Raw genomic sequence first — 18,058 nt, forward strand, 5'->3', positions numbered from 1 at the left:
TTCACCGCCGAAACCGATGGCGGGTCCGAGGCGTTTGCCTTCCAAAACCTCGTCATCGAAGGCACCGGCGGAACAGGAGAGCCCGAATCCCCCACCTATTCCATTTCCGCGCTAAGCGGTGATGTGTTTGAAGGCGACGATGGCGTGACCGAAGTCAGCTTTGAAATCACGCGCGACGGCGACGTGTCCGAGGCGGGAAGCGTTGAGTTCACCATCGGCGGTGATGTCGATGCCGACGATTTTGGCGGCACCCTCCCCACCGGCACGGTGGAGTTTGCGGAAGGTCAGACCTGCGCCACGGTTACATTTGAAGTGACGGGCGACACGGTGATCGAAGACGACGAAACCTTCACCGTGACCCTGACCAACCCTGTGGGCGGGGACATCGTGACCCCAACGGCGTCGGTCGAAGTGCTGGATGATGACGACCGGATCCTGATTTCCGACATTCAGGGTGAAGGCGCGGAAAGCGAATTGGTGGATCAGGTCGTAACGGTCGAAGCGATCGTGACCTACGTGACCGAGAACGGGTACTTCCTGCAGGAAGAAGATGCCGATGACGACGGCAACGCCCTGACATCTGAGGGGATCTTCGTTTTCACCGGCGGAGCGAACCAACCGGCTGTTGGCGATCTGGTCGTCACACGCGGCGTGGTCGACGAATTCTTTGGTCAGACACAACTGTCCCAGGATCGGATACAAGTCGTGTCATCGGGCAATCCGCTTCCAACCGCAGCCACCGTCCTGCTCAGCGGTGCCGCGCAGAACTTTGAGGCCATCGAAGGCATGCGCTTTACGCTGGATAGCGGCATCGAGGGTGAAAACATCACGGTGATCGAGAACTTCAACCTCGACCGCTTTGGCGAAATCACCGTCTCGGCGGGCATACAGACCCAACCAACCCAGATTTTCGATGCGCAAACCGAAGCGGCAGATGTTGCGGCGTTGATCGAAGAGAACGCGAACAACCGGCTGCTTATCGACGACGGGGTGTCGGCGCAGAACCCGGACGAGTTCCAGTATATTGCCAACACGACGGACGGCGACAATGGCAATGGTTTCCTCGATGCAGGTGACACCTTCACCGAGGATGGACCGACTCTGCGCCTCGGGGCAGAGATTGACAGACCGACCACCGGCGTCATGAGCTTTGGCTTCGGCGAATTCCGCATGCTGGTCGAAGGGACGCTGGACATCGACGAAAGCACCAATTCCGGCGCGCGTGAAGACACGGCACCGGATGTCGGCGGCGACATCCAGGTCGCGTCGGTCAACGTGTTGAACTACTTCTCTACCTTGCGTGGCGAAGGTGGCTCTGGCCCGAATGGTCTGGACCCGCGCGGGGCCTCAACCGAGGCCGACCTTGAACGGCAAACCGACAAACTGGTGGACGCCATCACCGGGACCGGAGCAGAGATTTTCGCCCTGCAAGAAATTGAGAACGGCGGTTTCGGCGCGGACTCGGCCATCGCCACTCTGGTCGATGCGTTGAACGTGGAAGCGGCAGATACGGGGTCAGGTGCGAATTACGCATTTGTCGACCCAACGACCGATGCGGGTTTCATCGGGACCGACGCGATTACGACCGGCATCATCTATGACGCCAACGCCGTTTCGGTCGTGCATTCTGAATTCCTCGTGTTCGACGAAAGCTCAGCCGCCACAACCTTTGCCTTGGCAGAGGTCCTGAACGCCGTGGTGCCCTCCGATGCTCAGGTTGGTGATTTCCAGCGGAACCGTCCTGCGGTCGCGGCCACGTTCGAAGACAACGAGACCGGCGAGACGTTCACCATCGTTTCAAACCACTTCAAATCGAAAGGCCCAAGCGGGTTGGACGATCTGGTCGAAGCCGCACAGGACTATCTGGACGGCGGTGGCACGGACATCACACAGGCCGATATCGATGCGCTGATCAACGATCCCAACTACGATCAAGGCGACGGTCAGGCGTTCTGGAACCAGGTTCGCGCCGACGCCGCAGCCGAGGTCCAGACCTGGATCGAAAATGACTACATGGGCGGCGGTGTGTCCAACTTCATCATCATGGGCGATCTCAACGCCTATGCGCAGGAAGATCCGGTGCAATCGCTTGCGGACGATCCTGGGCTGGTGGACCTGATTGATCAGTTCATCGGCCAAGACGAGGCATACAGTTTTGTCTTTGACGGTCAGCGGGGTGCGCTTGATCATGCCATCGCCTCGGACGACATGGCCGGATGGGTCACCGGTGCCGCCGAGTGGCACATCAACGCCGACGAACCGGACCTGTTGAACTACAACTCAGCCTTCAACAACCCGAACTTCTTCGAAGACAGCCTGTTTGCGTCGTCCGATCACGATCCGCTGATCATTGGGATCGACACCAACCGGGATGACATTCTGATCGGGTGAGCCAACAACCTGACGCGTGCGCCTTGTTGACTTGGCGCACGCACCTGCTGTGCACCGAACTGAGCGTGCAATGCGATGCCCTTCGACCAATTTGAGTGGACGACGCATCGCTTCCGCCCGTGGGGCATGAGGTCACGCGGTCTAGAAATACTGCTCAAGGGCAACCTTCGATATTTTACATCGAGACAACCGTCTCACCCCGCCACTCTGCCGCCCCCGTTCGAGGGTCAATCTGCCTCGCGACCGGTTAACAAGCACATATTGCACCGTGCGCCGGGCCAACCCTCTCTTTCCCCACGACAATCGCGAAATCATTGAGAATTCGTCTCTGGACCGAACAGCTTGTCCCCGCGGGGACAAACCCGCTCTCAACGCAAGATCAGCGGCTGTTTCAACCAGTCCCGCAACGCTTGTGTCGTCTCCGCAGGCGCTTCCAACGTCGGCAAATGCCCCGCGTCATCCAAGACTTTCAGCTCGGCTCCGGGGATCAGCTCTGCCATGAACGTATGCCGTTTGACCGGGCACAATTCGTCATGCGCGCCACACAGAACGAGAGTCGGCACCTTGCACTTTCGCAGCGTCCCCTGCTGGTCTCGGCGGCGCTGCAAGGCGCGGGATTGGCGCACGAAAACCTCGGGGCCCAAAGCGTCGGCCATGTCCATCACCAAGTCCAGGATCTCGTTCACATAGGGACCGGGCGCAAGGTAGTTGGGTTTCATCTCATCCCGCATCACATCGTGCATCCGCCCCGTCCGGACCTTCACGATCTGCGGCTCCCGCGCTGCAGCGACTTGGGGCGTTTCAGCCAACGGGTTGGTGTCCATCAACGCCAGCCGGGTGACGCGGTCGGGCGCACGGCGCAGGATTTCCATTGCGACGATCCCGCCCATGGATAGACCTGCAAGCGCGAAACGTTGGGGAAGTTCATCCAGCAGGCCGCTTGCGATCTCCTCGATCCGTTCCCCGCGGGTAACAGGCGAGACCATCACCGAAAACTCAGAGGACAATTCTGCGATTTGCGGGCCAAAGAGCCGCGCGTCGCACATCATTCCGGGAAGAAAAACAAGGGGCTCAGCCATGCCCCTGCCCTGCCATTCGCGCCATCTGCTGCCTGCTGATTAACGTTTTGTTTACCATGGCCTGCCACGCGGGCGGCGGCAAGCCCTGCCGGTTCGTCAACTCTTGATCTGGTCCCAAAAGAGCGCGAGATGCCGGCTGACAATCTCGTTGTAGCGGTGGCTTTGCTTGAGTTTCGCCAGCCCCGCATTGAAACGATACAGATGCGCGGTCCCGCGCCAGTGCTTCTTGGAAATCAACACGTGCAACCCCTCGATGGATACGGGCCGGGACAAAGGGGAGACCTTGTCCGTCAGTCCCATCTCGAACATCTTCTGCACGCCCAGAAACTCATTCAAGGCCACAGCATCCACTTCCCCTGCCACAAGCATGTCGAAGCAATCGTCCGGCGTGGCCGGCTGCGCCAACGTGACCAACCCATCGCTCAGCCAGCGGCGATCGGCACGATCCAGATCATGGGTGAAGTACCCGGCAGGCCGACACAGGATTTTTCCGTGCAAGTCCGCGTCTTGCGCGAAGGTGAACCTGTCGTCGGCACGGGCAAACAGCAGGATGACCAGATCGACAAGCGGTTCGGAGAAATGGAAATTCGCGCAGCGTTCATTTGACGGATTCCCTGCGCAGTCCGGCTTGAACCACGGGAACCCCATGTCAAACTCCTTGCTGTCGAGCATGGGAAAGAGGTGTTTGGACCAGTCATTTTCCCACTCAATGGAATAGGTGAGCGGGTTCGGCGTTGCTTCGAAAGCGGCATTGACCAGCTCGGTCAACATCCCCTGCCCCGGCCAATCCAGATCGGTGAAAGGGGCATAGTTCGAGGCGGTGACCAGCTTGATCTCGGCCTCGTCTTTTTGCTGCAGGGGTTTCGGGTCCGCCTGAACGGTAGGCGCTGGAGCCTGGGGTTGTGCGGCACCTTCGGGGCACGGGATCGTCAGCACCGTGCCTACGGGCAGATCCAGCAGGCTGCCGCCCTGAACGTCCGGGTTGTTGTAGAAGATCAGCGACCAACGTGACAGGTCGCCTAGCTGCTCTTCGGCAATTGAAAATAGCGTATCGCCCGGCGCTACGACCAGTGACGGCTGGCACGCCATGGCCGCCGAACCAAACCCGCAGCACGCAGCCATCGAGAGAGCGAGATGACGCAACATCAGAAATCAGCCCAGATCTTTGACATGTGCCGGTCGATGACTTGTTGGTACTCACCGGAGAGCTTGATCGCATCCAGCCCACCGTTGATCGTGGACAAGAGCGCGTCAGCATTGGGGTGATCCTTGTGCACGAGGACGTGCAACCCTTCGATAGACACCGGGCGGCCCTGCACAACTTCGACCTGATCCTTGAGGCCCAGGTCCTTGATCGCGGCGCGGCCCGTGAATTCGTTCATTGCGACGGCGTCCACCTCACCCGCAACCAGCATGTCAAAGCAGCCTTTCACCGTTTGAGGCTGCTTCAGGGTGATTTTGCCATCTGTGATCCAGCGCCGGTCAGCGCGGTCCAGATCGTGGGTGAAGTATCCTGCGGGACGACACAGCGTGCGCCCCTCGATATCGCTGTCTTCAGCAAAGGGGATGGGCCGCGTTTTGTCCACAAAGAGCAGGATCAGCATCTCGAACATCGGGTCCGAGAAGTGGAAATTCGTACAGCGGTAATTGTCCGGGGAACCTGCGCAATCCGGTTTGTACCAGGGAAACGCCATGTCCATCATGGCGTTGGTCATCAGCGGGTCCAGATGGGAGGACCAGTCGTTTACCCAGTGAACACGGTAGTTGTCATTCGATTGCGAGTTGCGCATCGCCGTGTGGACGACATCCGTAATGAGCCCTTCGTTTTCAAGGGCTTGGTCGGTGAAAGGGGCAAAGTCACCGGCCGTGACGATGTTGATCGACTGTTCGAGTCTGCGTCGCGTGGGTGCAGTCGCTGCCGCCTGCACGATCGGGGCGGTGGTTGTCCTCGCCCCCGGCAGACCGACCGGCAGACCGTCGATACAGCCAAGCCGCAACTCCATTCCCACCAGCAGGGCATCAGGGTTCTCACCAATGACGGACAGGTTGTTGCGATGCACCTCGGTCCACTTGGTCGCGTTCTTGTATTGCTGATCCGCGATCACGGACAGGCTGTCGCCCCGTTCCACTGTGTAGACGCCGCCGCATGCCTGTGCTGCAACAGTTGTGGCTGACGCTGCGAATGCCAGCGCCGCCGCCCCCAAGAATCGTTTCATTGCCTGTTCCCCCAGGTGTATTGGGGCGCAAAATCCCTTATTTTGCTGGTCTGCGTCAACTCACAAACCAGATATTGGGCCAAAGTATACAGGTTGACAGTCAGGGCATGGCGCCCACCGCATCAAGGGTAGGCGATTCCGCGGAACGGTGGGAAGTCGGCATAGCGGTGCTGTCTTTGCTCCAGCGGCTCTGCCGGGTCGTTCCCGCGCCGCAGGAGCAGCCCTTTGGGCGCGATGTAGCTGCCAATCATGCGGTGTGGTGTTGGGCGCCAATCGAGGTTGAAGGCGCAGAGTTTTGGAAAGAACCACATGCCGGAATAGGGCAAATGGTCGTGAATCCACCATGCCAGATCACGCCAATCGCGCCCTTGTTCGTATTGGTCGGTGAACCACGGGATCGCGAGTGATGTGCCCGCGATGGCCGCGTCCCCCTGCCCCCAATCCCAGATGTGGCATTCAATGGGATTGTCGTTGCGGGCGCAGTTCAGGTTGTTTTCGTTGCCGTACTGGTTGAGCTCAGGCGAGCGATAGCCGGAGCGGATGGCAAGCCTGCCAAAGGTGTCTTCGAGCGGGTCCAGCAATTGGGTGCAGAGCTGTTTGCCATTGGCGATGGCCAGGTCTGGGTCATGGGGCAGGTTCTGGATTTCGTGGTAGTTGCCGATTTCCGAGTAGAGGAAGTCGCGCATGTAGAAGTGCTTGGACAGCCGCACCCGGCCAAGGTTTTCAAGGCTCCACATGCTGCCGGGGCGGCGCATTCAAGCGGCCCCGTTCCATTGGAATTCGCCTTTTGGTCCAAGCGGGGAGAACGGATTGTGGGCGATTTCCCAGATGTGCCCTTCGGGATCAGCAAAATAGCCGTGGTAGCCGCCCCAGAACACGTCTTGGGCCGGTTTGAGGATCTTGGCCCCTGCCGCCTCGGCCCGCGCGAGGAGCGGAGCGACATCGGCCTTGTCCGGGACATTGTGTGCGAGGGTTATGGCCCCACGCCCCAGTTGTTCGATGGGCAGCCCGATGTCGTCCGCGAGGGCCTGAAGCGGGTATAGCCCAAGCGTCTGCCCGATCAGGTCAAAGGCGATGACCCCATCGGGGCTGTCGACCCGTTGCCAGCCCAGCGCCTCGTAGAATGCCGCCAGCTTGTCCATGTCGCGGGCACCGAGCGTGATGAGCGAGACGCGTTGGTCCATGTCAGTTCTCCAGCGTGGCAATCCAGTCGAGCATACCCTGAACTGTCCGGTCTGTCTGGCCGGGTGACATGATGTTGCCCGAGATGACGTGGGATTCCGGGTCGTCCTGCGCGCCCATGATCGGGTTGACTGTGTGGGTGGGTGCGCCCCATGCCTGCACGACTTGGGCTGTCAGGTCCGGGCGGACGATTTTGTCGGCTTGCGCGTACCAGAACAGCGCCGGGATCGTTTGGGTGCTATGGTCCATGTCGGCGACCGCGTCGATCAGGGCTGCCATCGGCATGACGGCAACGCTGGGATATTCCGTTGTCCAGTAGATCCCATGTTCTTCGTTGCGCGGTGTGAAGCTACGCCGCTCACCTGCCAGCGGGGGCAGCCAGTGACGTGCGGCGGGCCAGCTGAGCAGTTTGGCGAGCGGGTTGCTGAGCCCGAAATTGGGCGAGACGAGGATGAGGCCCGCGACGTTTTCCATCAGGTCCGCGTTTTGCGCCGTGGCCGTGACGAGGGTCCCGCCGGTAGAAGTGGAGAGGATCAGCACTTTGGTCCCGGCTTGTCGGGCAGAGGCCAGCCCTTCGGCGAGGTCTTTGACCCAGCCTTGGACCGTGCCTTCGGCAAGCGCGTCGCTGCTGCGCCCGTGGCCTTGGAGCCTTGTGTAGATCAGGTTTGCGCCCAGCGTCTCGGCGATACGGTCCGGGACAGGGCGGATTTCTTCGGAGGTGGCGGAGAAGCCGTGGACGTAGAGAATGGACCAGTCGGTCTGAGCGCCTGCGTCACCGGCCCAGACGATCCGCTTTTCCGTGCCGGGGGTGATGTCGTCGAACCGGCTTTCAACGCTTGCAAAATGTGCGTCAAGGTCCGCGCCTATCTCGGTGATCGTGGGGGTCAGTGGCGCCTTTTCGTAGGGGCCGAAGAGCCACAGACCTCCGATCAGCAAAACGAGGATCAGGAGGATGCGCCCGAGCGCCTTGCCAAAGGTTTTCATGCGGTTGCGTCCAGAATGTCGGTGATGGCGTCTTCGATCAGGCCGAGGCAGGGGCCATCGGAGAAGCGGTGGTCGGCGTCTTTGACCAGGTTCAGCCGCATGTCGGGACAGTCGGCGTGGTTCAGAAGACGGATGGCCGTTTCGGTGGTGACTGCGGTGTCGGCGGTGCCCTGGAGGCAGCGCACCGGGAACGGCAGCGGCAGCGGGCGGCGCAGGACCAGCTGGTTTCGCCCGTCTTCGATCAGGCGCTTGGTGATGATGTAAGGTTCCATGTAATCCGACGGCATGGCGATCTGGCCTTCGGCTTCCAGAGTTGCCTTCTGCGCGTCAGTGAACGAGGCCCAATAACCGTCCTCGGTGAAGTCGGGGGCAGCCGCAATAGTCACCAGCCCCGCCACCCGCTCCGGGTGCGCGCGTGCGCAGAGCAGCGATTGCCAGCCACCCATGGAGCTGCCCACCACGATCAACTTGCCGTCGGTCAGGGTGTTCAGCGCGTGGGCCGTATCCTCTGCCCAGTCGCCGATGCAGCCTTCCTCGAAGGTGCCGGAACTTTCACCGTGGCCGGAATAGTCGAAGCGCAGAAACGCGCGGCCTTGAGCCCGGCACCAGGCTTCGAGGTGGATGGCCTTGGTCCCTTCCATGTCGGACTTCAACCCGCCGAGGAACACGACCCACGGCCCTGTTCCTTCGCTCCGATGATAGGCGAGCCGCCGCCCTTGTGGCGTGTCGAGATAGTCTGGTCCGCTCATGTCCCCTCCGCTTCGTTTGGCGGATCATCTGCAAGCGGGCCGCATCTGTCCATCCTGACGCTGGGGGATTTTATACGTGACCATCTTGTCACGTGACTAATAAATCACATATAAGCCCTGTATGGATGATCTGTTCAAAGCCTTGTCAGACCCCGCGCGCCGCACGCTGCTGGACAGCTTGCGGGACCGGGATGGTCAAACCCTGCAGGATTTGCAGGGGCTGCTGGACATGACCCGCTTCGGGGTCATGAAGCATCTGGGTGTTCTGGAAGACGCCGGACTGATCACCACCAAGAAGGTGGGGCGCTTCAAGCACCACTACCTCAACGCCCTGCCCCTGCAGGAAGCGATTGACCGCTGGATCGACCCCTACCGGGTCAAACCCGCGGCCCGAGCGGTACTCGACCTCAAATATCAGCTTGAAGACGAAGGAGACCCCGTCATGTCGAAACCGGATTTCGTGATGGAAACATACATCAAAACCACGCAGGACCGTTTGTGGGATGTGCTGCTGGATGAAGATGCCATCCCGCATTACCACTTCATCTGCAGCAAGGCGACGCGCAACGGTGATGCCATCACCATGCACTTTCCCGACGGTTCACCCATGTTGACCAACCGGCTGCTGTCGTCTGACCCCAAAAGCCGTCAGGAATGGACATTCGAGCCGCATTGGGACCCGACAACCGACATTCCAGCCAGCCGCGTCATCTATCTGCTGAAAAACGAAGGCGAGTTCATTCGCCTGACCGTCGAGCATTATGAACTGGGCGAACCTGCCGTGCCAGGCGAGGGTGTCGCCGATGGGTGGGTGCGTTGGGCCGCGGGTCTGAAAACCTGGATTGAGACGGGTGAAGACGCTCACATTGGCCCAATGGACACGGCGGAGGCATAGGCAATGGCAATCGAGCTCACAATTCTTGGGATACTCGCCGTTATTGCAGCCTCCCTCTGGATTCCGTACATCGTCGGGGTCAACACCGCGCCTGAGGGGTCCATCCCGGCAGATGCGCCCGATGGCTTCATCATCCCACCTGATCCGAACCTGCAGCGACCCTGGGTTCGACGGGCATACCGTGCACATCTCAACCTGCTGGAGCAATCCGTACCCTTTGCCATTCTGGTGCTTCTGCTGGATCGCGTGGATGGGTTCACGCCCTTCACGCTTTGGGTGAGCGTGGCTTTTCTGCTGCTGCGCATCGCCCATGCGGTCGGCTACATCACCGCAACGGCACGTTTTCCGGGTCGACCGCTGATTTTTACCGGCGGTTGGCTGTGTTGTCTTTTGATGGCGTGGGCATTTTTTGCCGCTTGATGCCGATCCGCGCCCTTGACGGGCGCGGATTTGCCGGTTTCTGTGTGCGCATGAGTAACCGCATTGCACATCACTATTACTATGGCACGCATTCCTTGCGTGCTTTTGGTGTGCCTGCATAGACCACCCAAAGCCGCGTTCGAGCGGCTTTTCCCCTGCCTTCCCGAACGCGGCGCGTTTGAAAAAGGAGGCAGAGATGCCCATCACGATACGAAAGATGACCGAGGCCGACGTGCCGCAGGTCGTGACGATGATCAATGGATTGGCCGCTTGTCACGATGACGTGCCGGATATTGATGCTGAACGATTGGCACGTGCTGCGTTGGGCCCCCATCCCTGGGCCACTGTTCTGGTGGCCGATGGCGGATCGCAGCTGTTGGGCTATGCCGCTCTTTTACCCATGGCCCAGCTGCAATTCGGCGTGCGGGGAATGGATATGCACCACCTGTTTGTCTGTCGGGATGCACGTGGAAACGGCGTGGGTGCAGCCCTTTTGCGGGCCAGTCAGGCAGAGGCGCGCGCGCAAGACTGCAGCTTCATGACCGTGGGCACGCACCCAGACAATCGCAAAGCCGGTCGTTTCTACGAACGAGAGGGTTTCCTGCGCCGCAGCGGCACTGGTCCACGGTTCAGTCTACGGCTGGATCAGCCGCCGACATAGGGCCCTTTGGCGGGGCGGTAGAACGTCTTTTGATTGTGCAGCCGCCCCAGCAATTCATGAATCTGGCGAACATTGTCATTGGCGGCCTTTTCAGCAAGGTCGTCATTGATGGCAGCGTTTTTTGACGCGCGCAGCGCATCCTCGATCAGGTCCAGGTCTTCAACGGACAGTTCAAACGTCTTGTTGTACTTGGGCACTGCGCGTTCCTCTCGCGATCAGAAGTTTCCGATAGTGAACACCTCTTTAATTATGGATTCGGGCGGGCGCGTCCAGTGCAAACCGTCGCAAATCGACAGTTTTTTGTCGCTTTTTCGGCATGCCTTTGTATGCCGGACAATGGGCGCCTCAAAATCTGGCAACGCATGTGCCATGCGCCTTGACGATATGGGTCCGCCCTGTCACATCGCACGTACACATACCCTAGCAACCGGGCGTTCCGTGGGCGCCAAACTGACGAGGATGCCGATATGGCCAAAGATCAGCACCAGATTTCCCTTACTTTTCCCGACGGCAACGCGCGCGCCTTTGACGCGGGCATCACCCCTGCTGCCGTTGCAGAGAGCATTTCCAAGAGCCTGTCCAAGAAAGCCATCAGTGCGACCGTAGATGGTCAGCACTGGGATTTGCAGTGGCCCATCGATGCCGATGCACAGATCGCCATCCACACCATGCAGGATGAGGAACAGGCCAATGAATTGGTCCGCCACGATCTGGCCCACATCATGGCCCGCGCCGTGCAGGAGATCTGGCCCGACACCAAGGTCACCATCGGCCCGGTGATCGAACATGGCTGGTACTATGACTTCGATCGGGAAGAGCCGTTTACCCCTGATGACCTTGGCCTCATTGAGAAGAAGATGAAGGAGATCATCAACAAGCGTGATCCCGTCACCACCGAGGTGTGGGACCGCGATGTGGCGATCAAGTATTATGAGGATCGGGGCGAGCCCTACAAGGTCGAGCTGATCGAGAGCATTCCGGGTGACGAGCCGCTGCGCATGTACTGGCATGGCGACTGGCAGGACCTGTGCCGTGGTCCGCACCTGCAGCACACCGGCCAAGTGCCGGGTGATGCGTTCAAGCTGATGTCCATCGCAGGCGCCTATTGGCGCGGCGACAGCAATCGGGCGATGTTGCAGCGCATCTATGGCGTGGCCTTTACCGGCAAGGAAAAGCTGCGCGCGCATCTGAACATGCTGGAAGAGGCCGCAAAGCGCGACCACCGCAAGCTGGGCCGCGAGATGGACCTGTTCCACATGCAGGAAGAGGCCCCCGGCCAGATCTTTTGGCACCCAAATGGGTGGACCATCTATACCGAGCTGCAGGACTATGTCCGACGCAAGCAGAAGGTCGGTGGCTATGTCGAGGTGAACACCCCACAGGTCGTGAACCGGAACCTGTGGGAGAAGTCGGGGCACTGGGAGAAGTACCAGGAGAACATGTTCATCGTCGAAGTGGACGAGGACAATGCCCGCGAGAAGGCGATCAACGCGCTGAAGCCGATGAACTGCCCCTGCCACGTGGAAATCTTCAAGCACGGGCTGAAGTCCTACCGCGACCTGCCGCTGCGCATGGCCGAGTTCGGGTCCTGTGCGCGCTACGAGCCTTCTGGTGCGCTGCACGGCATCATGCGGGTACGCGGCTTTGCACAGGACGACGGGCACATCTTTGCAGAAGAAAGCCAGATTGGCAGCGAATGCGCGCGCTTCATCACCTTCCTGACCGACATCTACAAGGACCTCGGGTTCGACAAATTCTCGGTCAAGTTCTCGGACCGGCCCGAGATGCGCGCGGGATCGGACGAAGTTTGGGACAAGGCCGAAGAAGCCCTGCTGACCGCAACCCGGGCGGCGGGTGTGGAACCCGAGTTGAACCCAGGCGAAGGGGCCTTCTATGGTCCGAAGCTGGAGTTTGTTTTGACCGACGCGATCGGTCGCGATTGGCAGTGCGGCACCTTCCAGGTGGATTTCGTGCTGCCCGAGCGGCTGGACGCAACCTATATCGGTGCGGACGGGGCCAAGCACCGTCCCGTGATGTTGCACCGCGCAACCCTTGGATCATTCGAACGCTTCATCGGCATTCTGATCGAGGAACACGCAGGCAAGCTGCCCTTCTGGCTGGCGCCGCGCCAGGTTGTGGTCGCGTCCATCACGTCAGAGGCTGATGACTACGTGGCAGAGGTTGTCGAGACCCTGCGCGCGGCGGGCGTGCGGGCCGAACCAGACACGCGCAATGAAAAGATCAACTACAAGGTTCGCGAACACTCAGTCGGCAAGGTGCCGGTTATTCTGGCCGTCGGCGCGCGTGAGGTCGAGGAAAAGACCGTATCCGTAAGACGCTTGGGTGAGAAGCGGACAAGCGTGCATCCCCTGACAGAGGTTTCGGCAGAGCTGGGCGTTGAGGCCACACCGCCAGACTTGCGCTGACGCAAAGCTTTGCAACATCTGCACGCTGCATTGCAACAATTGGGCCGAAATCCGCGTGGATTTCGGCCCTTTTTCTAACAAGTGATAACGGCTCTGTGACACACGCGCTCGTGGGTGGTAACTTATCGCCAAGCCGACCTATGTAAGGCCCACGACCGTACTGTAACCGATATCCGAAAGGGACGTTGAAGATGTCGAAGACCATGAAATCCGTTGCGATTGTAGGCGCAGTTGCCGCTGCAATGACCGCACACTCCACAACCACTGCATCTGCTGCAGGCAAAGAGAAATGCTATGGCATTTCGTTGGCTGGTGAAAACGACTGCGCCGCAGGCGCTGGCACCACTTGCGCCGGCACGTCGACTGTAGACTATCAAGGCAACGCCTGGACACTCGTTGACGCCGGCACCTGTGCCGAGATCGAACTGCCAGCACTGGCCGACGGCACACCGCGTCAGGGTTCGCTGGAAGAGCTCGACCGCGACCTGCCCTCTGCATAAGGCGACGTCACACGCCTGCGCCGGACCCCATGCGGGTCCGGCGCACCGTTTCCCAAAGACGCCCCGGAGGGCAAGACATGCTCGATGCGACATTGACACCGCCTCGCCTGCCGTCAGCCCCCGGCGTTGGGTACAAAGCCCAGCATTTCACCGAATTGCGGGCTGATCCCGGTCCGGTCAAATGGCTGGAAATCCACGCAGAAAACTACATGGGCGACGGTGGCCGCCCACACGCGCAATTGCGCGCGCTGCGTGATGACTTTGCTATTTCTGTGCATGGCGTGGGTCTGTCGATCGGTGGCGAAGGCCTCCTTGATCCGGATCACCTTGCCCGTTTGAAGCACCTTGTCGGCTGGCTGGAACCCGCCAGCTTTTCCGAGCATCTGGCCTGGTCCACCCATGGCGCCGAGTTTCTGGATGACCTGCTGCCCCTGCCCTACACCGACGCGACCCTGACCCGCGTTGCGGATCACATAGACGAAGTACAAGAGGCACTAGGTCGTCGCATGTTGCTTGAGAACCCATCAAGCTACCTGGCTTTTGCCGAGAGCACGTGGTCCGAGACGGATTTCCTGGCCGAATTGGTGCGCCGCACGGGCTGTGGACTGCTGCTGGACGTGAACAACGTGTTCATCTCGGCCACCAATCTTGGCTACACACCGCAATCCTATCTGGATGCCTATCCCCTGTCCGCCGTGGGTGAAATCCATATTGGTGGCCATGACGAGGATGAGGATGACCATGGCGCGCCACTGCTGATCGACAGCCACGGGCGCGAAGCGGCCGAGCCCGTCTGGGCCCTGCTGGATCATGCACTGGCAGGCACGGGGCCTGCCCCCGTTCTGGTCGAATGGGACAACGATGTTCCAGACTGGCCCACCCTGCGCGCCGAAGCTGATCACGCTGCGGCCGCGCTGGCCACGATCAACGCCGGGTAGCGCCATGGCAGCCTCGCAATCCGACTTTCGCGCGGCCCTTCTTGACCCCGACCGCCCAGTGCCAGACGGCCTGACCGACGGAGACGGAAACCCAACGACCCGCCGATTTTCTGTCTACCGCAACAATGTGACGGTCGCCCTGATCGACGCGATGCGTGCTGGTTTTCCAGTTCTGGCGAAACTGTTGGGCGATCAGAATTTTGATCAATTGGCCCGGCTTTTTGCACGAGCGCATCCGCCTACATCCCCGCTGATGATGCACTATGGAGAGGCGCTACCTGCGTTTCTCGACGGGTTCGAGCCGCTGGCCCATATCGGCTACCTTTCAGACGTCGCACGATTGGAGTTGGCGGTGCGCCAATCCTATCACGCGGCAGACAGCACACCGCTGGATGCGGCCTGGCTCGGGGCAGTTACCCCCGATGTGTTGATGCGCACCCGCCTTCAGCTGGCGCCTGCGGTGCAAATCTTGTCGTCCCGCTGGCCGATCATGGATATCTGGCGGTACAACATGGAAGACGGCGCGCGGAAACCACGTGGGATTGCGCAGTCTGTCCTGATCACCCGCACGGAATTCGACCCTGAACGCCATGCCATCTCGGACGCACAATTTGCATGGCTTAGCGCCATTCGTGCCGACGCCACATTGGAAGAGGCCGTAGATGCGGCCACTGAGACGGACCCCGAGTTCGACCTTGGCCCGTTACTGACCCTTCTGATCCAGCACAACGCCCTTACTGACATGATCACCCCAAAGGAATGACCCCATGACCGCCCTTTCCCGTGTGCACACTGCAATCTTTGGCCCAGTTGAACGCGCTGACTGGTTGCTGCCGACCCTTGCCCGTTTTCTGTTTGCCGCCGTACTGGCAGTGTATTTCTGGGTGTCCGGTATGACAAAGCTGGGTGACGGGATCTTTGGCGTATTCCAACCGTCGTTGGGGGCCTATGCACAGATCTTTCCCAAGGTGATGGAGAATGTCGGGTATGACGTTACCCAGCTGAGCCTGTATCACTGGGCGGTTGTCACCGCCGGGACCGTGGCCGAGTTCATCCTGCCCTTGTTGATCATCATTGGTCTGTTCACGCGCCTGGCTTCGCTGGGCATGATCGGCTTCATCGTGGTGCAGTCGCTGACCGACCTGAACGGACATGACAAATGGGGTGACGGGTTGGTGCTGGGCGCGTGGTTCGACGCACCGTCCAACAGCCTGATCATGGACCAGCGGTCTTTGTGGGTGTTCCTGCTGCTGGTGCTGGTGGCCAAAGGGGCCGGGCCGCTGTCCTTTGATCGCGCCCTTGCCCCGAAACCTGCACCCGACGCCGCTTAGGTCACGCCAAGCGCGGCTTGCACATCCTTGGTCCAGCCAAGGTGCAGGCTGCTGCCATCCGCAACCAGCGGGCGTTTCATCAAGGTCGGGTGTGCTGCAAGCAGGTCTTGTGGAGTGCCTTGACGCTCAGCCTCTGACAGGCCGCGCCATGTGGTGGACCTTGTATTCACCAGTTTGTCGCCAAATGTCGCAAGGGCCGCAGCCATCACATCCGCGGGCACACCATCGGCCCGAACGTCCACAAAACGCGCCTCTGGCAACGCTTTGATCGCCTTGCGACAGGTGTCGCATGTTTTCAATCCGTATATTTCCATATCCACCTCTGCCGTTTGCGTTGAATTAAGCGGCAACCCGCGCGGATTACACCCCTCAACCTTGAATTTCGCGCCATAAGTGCAATCTCATTAAGTGGCGGCAGCGTCTGGATATTGCTGGCGTCATGACGGCCCCTGGCACGACGTTCCGCGTCGGGGGAGACTGCAAGGTAAAGGAGGCACGGGAACATGCCAACTGGCACCGTGAAGTGGTTCAACACCACGAAAGGCTACGGATTTATTGCTCCGGATGAGGGCGGCAAAGACGTTTTTGTACATATTTCAGCCGTTGAACGGTCCGGGCTTACCGGGCTGGCCGACAATCAAAAAGTCAGTTTCGAACTGCTGGAAGGCAGGGATGGGCGCCAGATGGCTGGCGAACTGAAACTGCTCTGACCCCCTGAGACAAACGACAAAGCGGCGCACGACCTTATCCTGCGCCGCTTGCATTGGTGAGCGCGGTGATCAGTTGAACGAGCAGCCCTTGGCGCCGACCGGGCAGCTGCTTTGGCGCACGCGATGCCGTTTCTTGGCCGCTGCGTGGGCCAGTGCCTGTTGGTAGCTGATGTCCTGATTGGGACGACCACAGCAGATGGTGCCATCGATTGTCACGGGCTGCAGACCGGTCGGGCAGTAATTGTGCTTGCTGTGAAAGGCGTAAATCTTAGGCCCAGCCTGATCCTGCGCCAAGGCCGCCCCTGCCCCGAGAAGCGCAAAGGCCGCAGCGGCCGTCATCACTTTGGTGAATGGCATATCTTCCCTCGTTCCTTCAACACACCACGAAATCTATGCAAACGATGCCGTTTGGCTGATCACAAGTCCAGTTTTTTTGGCGGATCACACCACCGCACGCATGATTTACTCGGAATTTGCCGGTTTGTGGCTAGGCTGGAAACAGTCACCACAACCCACGGGTATACCGATGACCGAATTGATGCGCCTGCTGTCCCTCTACTACGCGTGCGAAGTGTCGGCGGAAACGCAGTTCCCGTCGCCCAGCGAGTGGGCGCGCTGCATGGGGCATTACCACGCGGTGAAGGCGCATTTCGCGGGTGATTTGACGGGTCCACAGGCACAGATCGAAGGGTACCGGGCGTGGAAAACGTGGGAGGATGACAACGGCGCGCTGGTGGCCCAATTGCGGGATCGCGCCGCACCCTAAGCCGGGTTTTTCACCTCGGACCAATGTTCGCCCATGGCCACGATGCAGGACGTGCCGCTGGCATAGCGCACCACCATGGTCCAGTCGCCACGGCTGTCCGTCCACACCTCCATCATCTCTTCGGGGCTGCGCATGCCGGATGCGGTGCGCGTGGTGCCGAATTGCTGTTTCAGCCTCGCCTGCATCTGATCGGTGGGGGCGCAGATCACCTCGGCAATCGGGTTGGCGGCGAGGGGTGTGCCGAGCAGGAGAAAAGGGATGAGTTTCCACATATCCCAAAGATAGCAGCTTTCAGGCCATGTGACAGTTTTATGACGCGCTGTGGATAAACCGCCTTTAACCGCGCGTGCAATCGAGACAGCGGGGAATGCTCGGGTCCGCCATCAGGCGCTTTGCTTCAACGGGCTCGCCGCAATCGGTGCAATAACCATATTCGTCATCGTCGAGCCGTTTGAGCGCGGCGTGGATGCGCTGGCGTTCTGCATTGCGCATCCGGGCTTGGGCCTGCGCCATCGCCTGGTTCTGGAGCGCATCCATACGGGAGAGACGGCCAACGGCTTGCTGGTCGAGTTCCACCGTGGCCTGAGCGTGGGCGCCTGCGGCATCCTCGGCATCGAGGGTTTCGAGGCGGGCGTGGAGTTGGGTACGCAGGTCCATGGGGGAGCGTAGGCTTTGGAAGGTCCATGGCGCAAGGCCATCCCCCGTGGTGTGATATGCAGCGCATTTTGTGGAAGGTGCGAACGAGCGGCGCCCCGGGGCGCATTTCAATTGAGCGCTGAGCCGTGACAGCGCCGGACCGCGGGTTGGCGC

At 60.1% G+C, this 18,058-nt stretch carries 23 protein-coding genes; 11 read left to right on the plus strand and 12 right to left on the minus strand.

Annotated features, from left to right (window positions below):
- Positions 1–2,391 (plus strand): ExeM/NucH family extracellular endonuclease (locus tag AC6RA8_RS10425; RefSeq protein ID WP_500352620.1); only part of this gene is annotated, 2,391 nt, incomplete at its 5' end.
- 368 nt (positions 2,392–2,759) lie between these two features.
- On the opposite strand, the gene AC6RA8_RS10430 is transcribed toward AC6RA8_RS10425, so the two are convergent.
- From AC6RA8_RS10430 to AC6RA8_RS10460, 7 genes are all read right to left on the minus strand, one after another.
- Positions 2,760–3,470, minus strand: a complete 711-nt coding sequence (locus AC6RA8_RS10430; RefSeq protein WP_500352621.1) for an alpha/beta fold hydrolase — start codon at positions 3,468–3,470, stop codon at positions 2,760–2,762.
- 96 nt (positions 3,471–3,566) lie between these two features.
- A complete protein-coding gene (locus tag AC6RA8_RS10435) occupies positions 3,567–4,616 on the minus strand; it encodes a transporter substrate-binding domain-containing protein (RefSeq protein ID WP_500352622.1) in 1,050 nt (349 codons plus the stop codon).
- Positions 4,616–5,686 carry a peptidoglycan-binding protein LysM gene (locus AC6RA8_RS10440; protein WP_500352624.1) on the minus strand — a complete coding sequence of 357 codons (1,071 nt, stop codon included), beginning with the start codon at positions 5,684–5,686 and terminating at the stop codon, positions 4,616–4,618. The genes AC6RA8_RS10435 and AC6RA8_RS10440 overlap by 1 nt, the downstream gene beginning before the upstream one ends.
- A gap of 122 nt (positions 5,687–5,808) precedes the next feature.
- Entirely contained in the window at positions 5,809–6,423 is a 615-nt protein-coding gene (locus AC6RA8_RS10445; protein WP_500352656.1) for a hypothetical protein, read from the minus strand.
- Between the two features lie 18 nt (positions 6,424–6,441).
- A complete protein-coding gene (locus tag AC6RA8_RS10450; protein WP_500352626.1) occupies positions 6,442–6,870 on the minus strand; it encodes a VOC family protein in 429 nt (142 codons plus the stop codon).
- Between the two features lies 1 nt (position 6,871).
- A complete protein-coding gene (locus AC6RA8_RS10455; RefSeq protein ID WP_500352628.1) occupies positions 6,872–7,852 on the minus strand; it encodes an alpha/beta hydrolase in 981 nt (326 codons plus the stop codon).
- Entirely contained in the window at positions 7,849–8,601 is a 753-nt protein-coding gene (locus tag AC6RA8_RS10460) for an alpha/beta fold hydrolase (RefSeq protein WP_500352630.1), read from the minus strand. Before AC6RA8_RS10460 ends, AC6RA8_RS10455 begins: the two co-directional genes overlap by 4 nt.
- Before the next feature lie 121 nt (positions 8,602–8,722).
- Here AC6RA8_RS10460 and AC6RA8_RS10465 point away from each other — a divergent pair, with 121 nt between their 5' ends.
- From AC6RA8_RS10465 to AC6RA8_RS10475, 3 genes are all read left to right on the plus strand, one after another.
- The gene (locus tag AC6RA8_RS10465) at positions 8,723–9,496 is read left to right on the plus strand and encodes an ArsR/SmtB family transcription factor (RefSeq protein WP_500352632.1); all 774 of its coding nucleotides are present in this window, start codon (positions 8,723–8,725) and stop codon (positions 9,494–9,496) included.
- Between the two features lie 3 nt (positions 9,497–9,499).
- Positions 9,500–9,916, plus strand: coding sequence for an MAPEG family protein (locus AC6RA8_RS10470; protein WP_500352634.1), 417 nt, complete (start codon positions 9,500–9,502; stop codon positions 9,914–9,916).
- Between the two features lie 196 nt (positions 9,917–10,112).
- The gene (locus AC6RA8_RS10475) at positions 10,113–10,577 is read left to right on the plus strand and encodes a GNAT family N-acetyltransferase (RefSeq protein ID WP_500352636.1); all 465 of its coding nucleotides are present in this window, start codon (positions 10,113–10,115) and stop codon (positions 10,575–10,577) included.
- Here AC6RA8_RS10475 and AC6RA8_RS10480 read toward each other — a convergent pair.
- Complete coding sequence (locus AC6RA8_RS10480) at positions 10,562–10,774, minus strand: hypothetical protein (protein ID WP_500352638.1); 213 nt, start codon at positions 10,772–10,774, stop codon at positions 10,562–10,564. The genes AC6RA8_RS10475 and AC6RA8_RS10480 overlap by 16 nt on opposite strands.
- A gap of 270 nt (positions 10,775–11,044) precedes the next feature.
- On the opposite strand from AC6RA8_RS10480, the gene thrS reads away from it, so the two are divergent.
- From thrS to AC6RA8_RS10505, 5 genes are all read left to right on the plus strand, one after another.
- Complete coding sequence (thrS, locus tag AC6RA8_RS10485; RefSeq protein WP_500352640.1) at positions 11,045–13,003, plus strand: threonine--tRNA ligase; 1,959 nt, start codon at positions 11,045–11,047, stop codon at positions 13,001–13,003.
- Between the two features lie 191 nt (positions 13,004–13,194).
- Positions 13,195–13,503 (plus strand): BufA1 family periplasmic bufferin-type metallophore, encoded by a 309-nt coding sequence (locus AC6RA8_RS10490; RefSeq protein WP_189368978.1) that lies wholly within the window; start codon positions 13,195–13,197, stop codon positions 13,501–13,503.
- Positions 13,504–13,580: 77 nt separating this feature from the next.
- A complete protein-coding gene (bufB, locus tag AC6RA8_RS10495; protein WP_500352642.1) occupies positions 13,581–14,441 on the plus strand; it encodes an MNIO family bufferin maturase in 861 nt (286 codons plus the stop codon).
- A 4-nt stretch (positions 14,442–14,445) separates the two neighbouring features.
- Positions 14,446–15,204, plus strand: a complete 759-nt coding sequence (locus AC6RA8_RS10500) for an HvfC/BufC N-terminal domain-containing protein (RefSeq protein WP_500352644.1) — start codon at positions 14,446–14,448, stop codon at positions 15,202–15,204.
- Between the two features lie 4 nt (positions 15,205–15,208).
- Positions 15,209–15,772 carry a DoxX family membrane protein gene (locus AC6RA8_RS10505; RefSeq protein ID WP_500352646.1) on the plus strand — a complete coding sequence of 188 codons (564 nt, stop codon included), beginning with the start codon at positions 15,209–15,211 and terminating at the stop codon, positions 15,770–15,772.
- Here AC6RA8_RS10505 and AC6RA8_RS10510 read toward each other — a convergent pair.
- Complete coding sequence (locus tag AC6RA8_RS10510) at positions 15,769–16,086, minus strand: arsenate reductase family protein (RefSeq protein WP_500352648.1); 318 nt, start codon at positions 16,084–16,086, stop codon at positions 15,769–15,771. The two genes, AC6RA8_RS10505 and AC6RA8_RS10510, sit on opposite strands and share 4 nt — an antisense overlap.
- Positions 16,087–16,275: 189 nt before the next feature.
- Between AC6RA8_RS10510 and AC6RA8_RS10515 the strand changes: the two genes are divergently transcribed.
- Entirely contained in the window at positions 16,276–16,482 is a 207-nt protein-coding gene (locus tag AC6RA8_RS10515) for a cold-shock protein (protein WP_039682550.1), read from the plus strand.
- Positions 16,483–16,551: 69 nt separating this feature from the next.
- Here the strand turns inward: AC6RA8_RS10515 and AC6RA8_RS10520 are convergent, their stop codons facing one another.
- Positions 16,552–16,839, minus strand: coding sequence for a hypothetical protein (locus AC6RA8_RS10520; RefSeq protein WP_500352650.1), 288 nt, complete (start codon positions 16,837–16,839; stop codon positions 16,552–16,554).
- Between the two features lie 169 nt (positions 16,840–17,008).
- Here AC6RA8_RS10520 and AC6RA8_RS10525 point away from each other — a divergent pair, with 169 nt between their 5' ends.
- Entirely contained in the window at positions 17,009–17,248 is a 240-nt protein-coding gene (locus AC6RA8_RS10525) for a hypothetical protein (RefSeq protein WP_500352651.1), read from the plus strand.
- On the opposite strand, the gene AC6RA8_RS10530 is transcribed toward AC6RA8_RS10525, so the two are convergent.
- Entirely contained in the window at positions 17,245–17,520 is a 276-nt protein-coding gene (locus AC6RA8_RS10530; RefSeq protein WP_500352653.1) for a hypothetical protein, read from the minus strand. The two genes, AC6RA8_RS10525 and AC6RA8_RS10530, sit on opposite strands and share 4 nt — an antisense overlap.
- 64 nt (positions 17,521–17,584) lie before the next feature.
- On the minus strand, positions 17,585–17,905 hold the full coding sequence (locus AC6RA8_RS10535) for a TraR/DksA family transcriptional regulator (protein ID WP_500352654.1): 321 nt from the start codon (positions 17,903–17,905) through the stop codon (positions 17,585–17,587).
- Positions 17,906–18,058 lie beyond the last annotated feature (153 nt).

This window comes from Tateyamaria sp., from assembly GCF_059783535.1.

Excerpts from the sequence above, each read along its gene's own strand:
- AC6RA8_RS10430 (WP_500352621.1), bottom strand. The coding sequence starts at position 3,470 with ATGGCTGAGCCCCTTGTTTTTCTTCCCGGAATGATGTGCGACGCGCGG.
- AC6RA8_RS10435 (WP_500352622.1), bottom strand. The coding sequence starts at position 4,616 with ATGTTGCGTCATCTCGCTCTCTCGATGGCTGCGTGCTGCGGGTTTGGT.
- AC6RA8_RS10440 (WP_500352624.1), bottom strand. The coding sequence starts at position 5,686 with ATGAAACGATTCTTGGGGGCGGCGGCGCTGGCATTCGCAGCGTCAGCC.
- AC6RA8_RS10445 (WP_500352656.1), bottom strand. The coding sequence starts at position 6,423 with ATGTGGAGCCTTGAAAACCTTGGCCGGGTGCGGCTGTCCAAGCACTTC.
- AC6RA8_RS10450 (WP_500352626.1), bottom strand. The coding sequence starts at position 6,870 with ATGGACCAACGCGTCTCGCTCATCACGCTCGGTGCCCGCGACATGGAC.
- AC6RA8_RS10455 (WP_500352628.1), bottom strand. The coding sequence starts at position 7,852 with ATGAAAACCTTTGGCAAGGCGCTCGGGCGCATCCTCCTGATCCTCGTT.
- AC6RA8_RS10460 (WP_500352630.1), bottom strand. The coding sequence starts at position 8,601 with ATGAGCGGACCAGACTATCTCGACACGCCACAAGGGCGGCGGCTCGCC.
- AC6RA8_RS10465 (WP_500352632.1), top strand. The coding sequence starts at position 8,723 with ATGGATGATCTGTTCAAAGCCTTGTCAGACCCCGCGCGCCGCACGCTG.
- AC6RA8_RS10470 (WP_500352634.1), top strand. The coding sequence starts at position 9,500 with ATGGCAATCGAGCTCACAATTCTTGGGATACTCGCCGTTATTGCAGCC.
- AC6RA8_RS10475 (WP_500352636.1), top strand. The coding sequence starts at position 10,113 with ATGCCCATCACGATACGAAAGATGACCGAGGCCGACGTGCCGCAGGTC.
- thrS (WP_500352640.1), top strand. The coding sequence starts at position 11,045 with ATGGCCAAAGATCAGCACCAGATTTCCCTTACTTTTCCCGACGGCAAC.
- AC6RA8_RS10490 (WP_189368978.1), top strand. The coding sequence starts at position 13,195 with ATGTCGAAGACCATGAAATCCGTTGCGATTGTAGGCGCAGTTGCCGCT.
- bufB (WP_500352642.1), top strand. The coding sequence starts at position 13,581 with ATGCTCGATGCGACATTGACACCGCCTCGCCTGCCGTCAGCCCCCGGC.
- AC6RA8_RS10500 (WP_500352644.1), top strand. The coding sequence starts at position 14,446 with ATGGCAGCCTCGCAATCCGACTTTCGCGCGGCCCTTCTTGACCCCGAC.
- AC6RA8_RS10505 (WP_500352646.1), top strand. The coding sequence starts at position 15,209 with ATGACCGCCCTTTCCCGTGTGCACACTGCAATCTTTGGCCCAGTTGAA.
- AC6RA8_RS10510 (WP_500352648.1), bottom strand. The coding sequence starts at position 16,086 with ATGGAAATATACGGATTGAAAACATGCGACACCTGTCGCAAGGCGATC.
- AC6RA8_RS10515 (WP_039682550.1), top strand. The coding sequence starts at position 16,276 with ATGCCAACTGGCACCGTGAAGTGGTTCAACACCACGAAAGGCTACGGA.
- AC6RA8_RS10520 (WP_500352650.1), bottom strand. The coding sequence starts at position 16,839 with ATGCCATTCACCAAAGTGATGACGGCCGCTGCGGCCTTTGCGCTTCTC.
- AC6RA8_RS10525 (WP_500352651.1), top strand. The coding sequence starts at position 17,009 with ATGACCGAATTGATGCGCCTGCTGTCCCTCTACTACGCGTGCGAAGTG.
- AC6RA8_RS10530 (WP_500352653.1), bottom strand. The coding sequence starts at position 17,520 with ATGTGGAAACTCATCCCTTTTCTCCTGCTCGGCACACCCCTCGCCGCC.
- AC6RA8_RS10535 (WP_500352654.1), bottom strand. The coding sequence starts at position 17,905 with ATGGACCTGCGTACCCAACTCCACGCCCGCCTCGAAACCCTCGATGCC.